At 65.1% G+C, this 6,571-nt stretch carries 5 protein-coding genes; 2 read left to right on the top strand and 3 right to left on the bottom strand.

Going from position 1 to position 6,571, the window contains the following annotated elements:
* Together AC08OP_RS18210 and AC08OP_RS18205 are read right to left on the bottom strand one after the other, a co-directional pair.
* The coding region (locus AC08OP_RS18210) for a pPIWI_RE_Y domain-containing protein (RefSeq protein ID WP_476615296.1) at positions 1 to 474 on the bottom strand (474 nt) is incomplete at its 3' end.
* A 14-nt stretch (positions 475 to 488) separates the two neighbouring features.
* Positions 489 to 2,144, bottom strand: coding sequence for a PD-(D/E)XK nuclease family protein (locus AC08OP_RS18205; RefSeq protein ID WP_476615295.1), 1,656 nt, complete (start codon positions 2,142 to 2,144; stop codon positions 489 to 491).
* Between the two features lie 211 nt (positions 2,145 to 2,355).
* Between AC08OP_RS18205 and AC08OP_RS18200 the strand changes: the two genes are divergently transcribed.
* Positions 2,356 to 3,879 carry a serine/threonine-protein kinase gene (locus tag AC08OP_RS18200; protein ID WP_476615294.1) on the top strand — a complete coding sequence of 508 codons (1,524 nt, stop codon included), beginning with the start codon at positions 2,356 to 2,358 and terminating at the stop codon, positions 3,877 to 3,879.
* A 31-nt stretch (positions 3,880 to 3,910) separates the two neighbouring features.
* On the opposite strand, the gene AC08OP_RS18195 is transcribed toward AC08OP_RS18200, so the two are convergent.
* The gene (locus AC08OP_RS18195; protein WP_476615293.1) at positions 3,911 to 5,902 is read right to left on the bottom strand and encodes an HsdM family class I SAM-dependent methyltransferase; all 1,992 of its coding nucleotides are present in this window, start codon (positions 5,900 to 5,902) and stop codon (positions 3,911 to 3,913) included.
* 442 nt (positions 5,903 to 6,344) lie between these two features.
* Here AC08OP_RS18195 and AC08OP_RS18190 point away from each other — a divergent pair, with 442 nt between their 5' ends.
* Positions 6,345 to 6,563, top strand: a complete 219-nt coding sequence (locus AC08OP_RS18190) for a hypothetical protein (protein WP_476615292.1) — start codon at positions 6,345 to 6,347, stop codon at positions 6,561 to 6,563.
* The last annotated feature ends 8 nt before the right edge of the window (positions 6,564 to 6,571 follow it).

The raw sequence follows: 6,571 nt of genomic DNA, 5'->3' as shown, positions 1-6,571 counted from the left end.
CTCGACGAGTAGCCGACGAAAGGCGGTATAGGATTCCGGCGCACCGGCTTGCCGGCACAGTTGCATTGCGCTGTGCACGACCAGCCGATCGTACTGTCGACCGGCACTGTCCCGGGTCTTAAGTGCCCACTCGTGGCATAGCTCGGTAGGTGCTCCCGAGGCGGGGTCGAGGAGAAAATGGTCAGGGGCGACAGCGTCCTCGGGTAGATGCAGTGGCCAGTCTGCGACCGGACGCTCCCGGCACCAGGACAGAAGATCAGGCAGGCTACGCGGTGGCTCGGCGCCGCGTAGAAGGCAGCGCAGGACGGTGCGGTCCAAGGCTCGCTGAGCTTCGGCCGGGTAAGGGAGGACGAATGACTCCAGACTGTCGAGATCGGCGAGGTCGATCACGGCGGTGGCGATGGTCCGCAGCAGCGTGATGCCGCTATGGGCGGCCCACTCCTCTGGGGCAAGCGGTGGCAGCGTGGGGGACATAGGGACCTCGTCTTCTAGTCGGCCGCGGCGCTGGTGAGATGCTGCTGCCCAGGCCGACACCAGCCGAGCGCCTCGCAGTCATCGCAATGCCGTCCCGGCTTTGGCATGTAGACGGTGTCCTGGTTCCAGGAGTGCGCCAGATCGGCGATGACCGTTCTAGCTTCGGCGACGGTGGCGTCCAGTCCGGGGTCGACCTCTTCAAGGCCGCAGTCGTCGGGGTAGAGGAGTTCCAACTCGATCCGGGAGCGGCTCAGGTCGCCGCCGAGCGCCCCAGACGCGACCAGCAGGACAGCGAGTGCGAGTTGGGGATACTGCTGTAGCAGCGGGCGCCCCTCCCATAGGTAGCTCGTGGTCGTCTTGGTCTCCCGCCAGATCCAGCCGCCCGCGCGGGTGTACAGCAGATCTGGAGTGGCGACCAGCAGGAGGTCGAGCTCGGGGTCGTAGGCGGTAACTTGCCGTTGGACAAGGACCTTCTCGCTCTCCGCAAGTCCATCGAGTGGGCACAGCGCGGCGTGTTGAGCGAGCATGCGGGCGCCGAGGCGGGCCTCATCGCCGACAATAGAAAGCGCACCAGCCGACCACTGGCTGGGGTCGTCAGGTCCTGGGAGTCCGCGGCAGCCAGCCGCCGGGCGAGCTTCGTGCCGCGTGTTCAGCCAGGCATCGACCGCTCGGCCGCGGCGGATGGCGTCGTTCTCCTGCTGGTCGCCTCGGAGCTTCAACTGCCGGGTGAGGTGGTAACGCGCTGGGCATGCCGCGTAGGCGCGCAGGTCAGAGACGGAGAGGCTACGACGGGGTCGCCGGGCGGCGTCGATCCCCAGGATTCCGGGACTTTGGTGCACCGCGGTGCAGCCGACCAGCGCCTTGCACTTGACGCAGTCGGAGCCGGGAGCGAGGTCGGAGCCCTCGACCGTCCTGGCCAGGGCCGCCGCCGCCTCGGCAGAGTAGCGGCGAGCGACTTCCTCGCAGTCCCAGTCAAGAAGTTGGACGGTGCTGCCGTCCGTGCAGCCGAACGAGACGATGCGTACCTGCTGAGGGCGGGTGTAGTGCGCTGGCGAGAGATCGGCTAGCGGTGTGTGGCGCCGGTTGAATGCGTCGTTGGCACAAGGTTCGCCGAAGGCCGCCACGTACGCGGCGGCAGCTAACTCTGCGTCCCCGGGGCGCGTCGCGGCGGTGCCCGGCCTCAGCAGCCAGATCTCCCGGATGGCGCCGTCCAGTGACGCGTAGCGGCGTCCCCAACAGGTCTGTTCGTAGTACGTGGCGCCCCGGTGGTCGGCAGACGGCAGTTCGCGCCGCGCCACCCACACATGTTCGACAGGGTGGGTACGCTGCCGGCCCACCGCCTCCTGCGACGCCTGATCGGCCTGCCGTGCAGCCAGGTATCGCGCGGTCATGGCCGCAGTCCAGGTCACGAGACCGTCATGAGCAGGCCGTTCGCGGTTGCGGGGGCGCTGGTATTCGACCATGTCGAGGGCTGTCATTAGCGCCCCGAGCGCGAAGGTTTGCAGGGGATCCTTGGTGCTCTGGCTGGCAGACCTCGCGACGACGCCGGGGCGCGATCTAACCGCGCCCGCGGCGGGACAGTTCCGGGGATCGTCGCGAGCAGCCCACGTGCCTGTACGCACGAAGGAACGGTTGCCGACGATCCCCGAGGGTGGCAGCCAGTCAGCCATCAGGTCGCCGCTCCGATCCATGGGTTGCGTCAGGGCGTCTACGACACCGGCCTACGAGGCCGGTGGGGACACGAACAGAGAACCAGATACTGTGTACTCAGTCAACACGCGATCCGTTGATCGCTGGGAGCAGCTATGGTGTCGCCCACCGCGGCACCGGTGAGCAGGGGCTGTGGCTGGACGAGGCTGGAGACCGACCGGAGAGGCCCGCATGGACAGTGGTGAGTTGATAGGAGGCCGCTACCGGCTGCGGGAGGTTCTGGGCAGCGGCGGCATGGCGCGCGCCTGGCGCGCCGAGGATGAAGAGCTGGGTCGCCCGGTCGTGATCAAGACTCCGCGTTTCGACTTCAACGCCGACGGCGGCTACGACACGGAGGACATACTACGCGACCGTAGTGAACGAATGGGCCGCTTCCGTCGGGAGGCCCGACTCCTCGCTCAGGTGCGGCATCAAGGTATTCCCGAGGCCTACGGGCACGGTGAGCACCATGGTCAGCCTTACCTTGCCATGCAGTTCATCGACGGGCAGACCCTCCATGACTTCCTCAACGAGCATTGGCCCTTGCCAATCGGAGCGGCGGTAGCGATCGCAGCGCAGGCGACAGAAGCACTTGGCGCCGCGCACGAGCTGCAGATCGTGCACCGCGACCTCAAGCCGCACAACATCCTGCTCGCACACGATGGTGGGGTGTTCCTTATCGACTTCGGTATCGCTAAACCACTATGGACGGATGCCACTCGGTATACCAGCGCCGGCGCCTCGATAGGCACCGACGGCTACAAGGCTCCCGAGCAACTGCTAGAGCGTGATATTACTCCCAGGACCGATCTCTATGTCCTGGGCTGCGTGCTCCACAAGCTTTTGACTGGTCGGCCACCCTTTATCAAGGAACCCGGAGATTCTGGCATCGTCGACCAGCACCTTAACCGTGCACCCGCACCACTGTGCGTGTACGGCAATGTCCCCGACGATCTCGACCGGCTGGTCCTCAATTTGTTGGAGAAGGACCCGCGTAACCGGCCCGCCGATACGGCAGCGGTGCTTGAAGCGCTTGCCCCTCACCTGCCCCGGCTCGGAGACCCAGCTCCTGAGCCGATCCTTACCCCCGACCCGACGTTGCCGTTCCGCAAGCCGCGTGCAATCCGGACCTCTGTTGCCTCGTCGGAAGCACGTACGGTCGTGCAGCCGGCGCAGCTTCGGCGTACGCGTACCAGCCGCTTCCTGACCCGGTCGCAGACAGCAGACCTCCTCGTGCGAGCGAAAGAGAAATTGCGCAACGGAGATCCGGAAGCAGCCTGCCAAGACCTCGCCGGGCTCCTGAAAGGAGCATTGAAATCCCTCGGCACCCCGGACGACCTGGTCGACCAGGTTCGCCTCGCCTACGCGGACAGTCTTCGCATCGCCGGCGACTGCCAAAAAGCAGCTGAACTTTACTCCGAGATTATTGACGATCACAATCAGGTGCCAAATCTGGACGGCGAGAAGACCACTCTGATCCTGTGCTCAAGACTCGGAGCGGCCGAGAGCCTCGCCGCCCTAGGGCAGTTGGAGGACGGAGGGCTGGCCGTTCTGCGCGCCATCGTCCCACTCGTGACGCGGCTTCCACAGCACCTCGGTATCGAGGTGTCCAAGCGGTGTAAGGATCTCGGCCTTCAGCTAGTTGAACTCGGCTACGACACTGCTGCGGCCCGCCGCCTCCTGGAAGAATTGCCGACATTCAAGAGCGGCGCCTGATTCGCACCACACCCCAGTTCGCCTCTTTCGATTATCGGAGGCTTCCCGCCAGCAGGAACTCACTCAGGCCGCGTACCAGATTCGACCCGATGCCCTCGGTCTCACGGAGCGACTCTGCGAACCTTGCGAGTAGCCGCGCGGCGTCGCCGTAGCGTCGCTGCTCTTCCAGCGGGAGGCTCAGCACCTGGAGTCTGCGAACATCAACCCGGGCGGACGCCGACGAATGAGTACCCGCACGCCGCATGTTAGATGGTGCTCGCAGACATCCCGCCAAAAACCAAGAATCAACCAGCGAAGAGTCCGGTCGCAGTATGTGAATCTTCGAGCCAACCGCAATTGGCGATTGCGACGCAACCCAGGCCGAAAATGCCCGCGAGACCGCAACGACCACCACATCGCCGGCCGCGGTGATCGTTAGTTCACCTGCCTGTTCGGCGGCTGCGGCCTCCTCGCCCGGTAGCCAGCCAGAGGGACGTCCTCCAAGCAGCACATCCTGCACCGTAAGTACGGGCACCGCTCCCGGCGGTGCCTTTCCCGCACGCACCGATGCCTCCGCAGGGCTTCGCCCGGTGAGCAATTCCAAAGCGCCTGCCCGCACCAAGTCACCAACGAGCGCGAGAGGTTGCCCGGCGCCGCTCTCGGGCGCGGACTCCACCTTTGCCAGCGCCCCAGACAACTCGCGTAGGTCGTCGAGCAGCGCGACCAGACGGCTCCAGGATCTGCGCATCTCCAAGGCCGCCGATTCTGCGGCCGACGGCACCTGCCGTGCCGGCGTCAAATCAACCCGATCGTCGAGGAGGTCTATGACAGGGACGGACACCCAACCATAGCCGTCGCCACGCAACGCACCTAGCACTCGCTCCCGCAATCCGGCCCAGTCCACCGTTTCCCTGCCACCACTGAGCGGCCCCTGATCTGTATCCGCGCCTGAGGTGGCCGCATCCACAAGGAGAAGTTCACTGTTTGCCGTGGCAGGTTCGTTGTCTCCAGGTGCCTGCAGTAGCCACAGATGGAGAGCGAGGCTATACGGCGGCGCGCATCCGGCCGGCAGCGCCACGATCGCGCGGATCACACCGGCCCGCAGCAGAGCAGCTCTGATTTTCCGGCCCGCTGGCCGAGAAGCCACCGCGGGCGGCATCAGGAGTACCGCTATCCCCTCTGGCGCGAGCCGCGCGAGGGCATGCTGGACCCAGGCGAGTTCAGATTCACTGCGTGGCGGAAGGCCGTAGACCCACCGCCGATCGGTAGCAAGCTCTTCATATCCCCAATTCCGCGTGTTGAACGGGGGGTTGGATAGAATGACGTCAACCCGGTCTGCAGGGTACCCGTCAGCGCGCAGCGTGTCACCAACTCGAATACTTGGCGACGCTTTATCCAAACCGCAGGTCTCGGCTGGATTCACCGCCTTGCGAAGTGTCAGCCTTGCGGCGGCGAGAGATGCCAATACCGGATCAATCTCCTGACCCAGCAGCTGGATCTTTCGATTTGCCGCTCCCTGACGTACCGAGTCGCCCCACTGTTCGAATGCGGCCGTCAGCAGCCCGCCAGTACCACACGCAGGATCCAACACGGTATGGATGACGCCAGCGGGACCAGCGACCGTGTTCGCCAACTCTGCCATCAGGCGCGCCAATGGCTCCGGAGTAAAACTGATTTGCCGAGCATTGGCCTGTTGCCAGCGATGCAGTAAATACTCGTATGTCTCTCGCGTCCCGTCTCGCTGGGCGACTTCCTCGATCTGATTGACCACCGTCAATTGATTTGACGTCAGGGTTAGCTTCGCCTCGGCCCGGTCCACGATCCCTGCCAGACGAGCTCCCGCAGTAGCGATCACGGCTCCGGCCGAATCCCGCATGCCGAGCGCTTCCAGATGCGGCCACAGCGTCTCTGGTGGGTTGGCCTCCACGACCTTACCGGTCATCTGGAGCCATAGACGGACTTCCGCCATCGAGAACAGTGGACTACTGTCAGTACCGCCTATGGGATCAGGGAAGGTGGCGTGCCGCCGACGCCAGTTACTCACTGCGGCCCTGCCCACGCCTGCGATGCGGGCAATCTCTGCCAGCGTCACTGGGACAGCGGAGCCCTCTGCGTCAGGCACAGCACTCTCCCACCGGTCGGTGACTGACAGCGATCACCGTATCCAGGAATTGGGTGCACTGGCAGCCAACGGGGCGGCGCCTTCGGATGCTTGCCTGGCAGCAGACTTGCATGTTGACAAGGTACACAGGGATCCCGCCTCCTAGGGCTGTCGCCTCGCCTGGCGTAGGAAATCGAAGAGTGCTGTCGCTCATAGCGGAGTGCAGGTGAGGTCGGGTTGTCCGCCCCCGGCGGGATTGTCTGTTCCCATCGGCGCGCGGTCAGTCCCACTGACTGGGCACGCGGCCGAACCGGATGCACCCTCGGCAGTCACCGGCTCTGCCCGCCGACGCCGTGACCTTCCTCGGTGTGATCAAGGCAGCGCAGTGGCTCGGGTTCACCCTCGGCGAGGGGAGGTCGCCGACCTGCTCGATGCCAGCCGCCGCCACCCCACCAGGGCGCTGGAGGAGCGTGCCTTGGCGAAACTCGACAAGATCAACACCAGGATCCGCGACCTGGAGACGAGCCGAACCCCTGTGGCCGATGTGGTTGGGGCCGGCTGCGACAGCCTCACCGACTGCACCTGCCTCACTGCCCTACGTTGAAGTCGCCC

This window comes from Frankia sp. CeRuru1, assembly GCF_977966315.1.
Note: the sequence above shows the minus strand (reverse complement) of the source record. Positions and strands in the feature narration are given on the sequence as shown.

What these genes read in the sequence shown, in the direction of transcription:
- AC08OP_RS18205 (WP_476615295.1), bottom strand. Translation starts at nt 2,144, where the DNA reads ATGGCTGACTGGCTGCCACCCTCGGGGATCGTCGGCAACCGTTCCTTC.
- AC08OP_RS18200 (WP_476615294.1), top strand. Translation starts at nt 2,356, where the DNA reads ATGGACAGTGGTGAGTTGATAGGAGGCCGCTACCGGCTGCGGGAGGTT.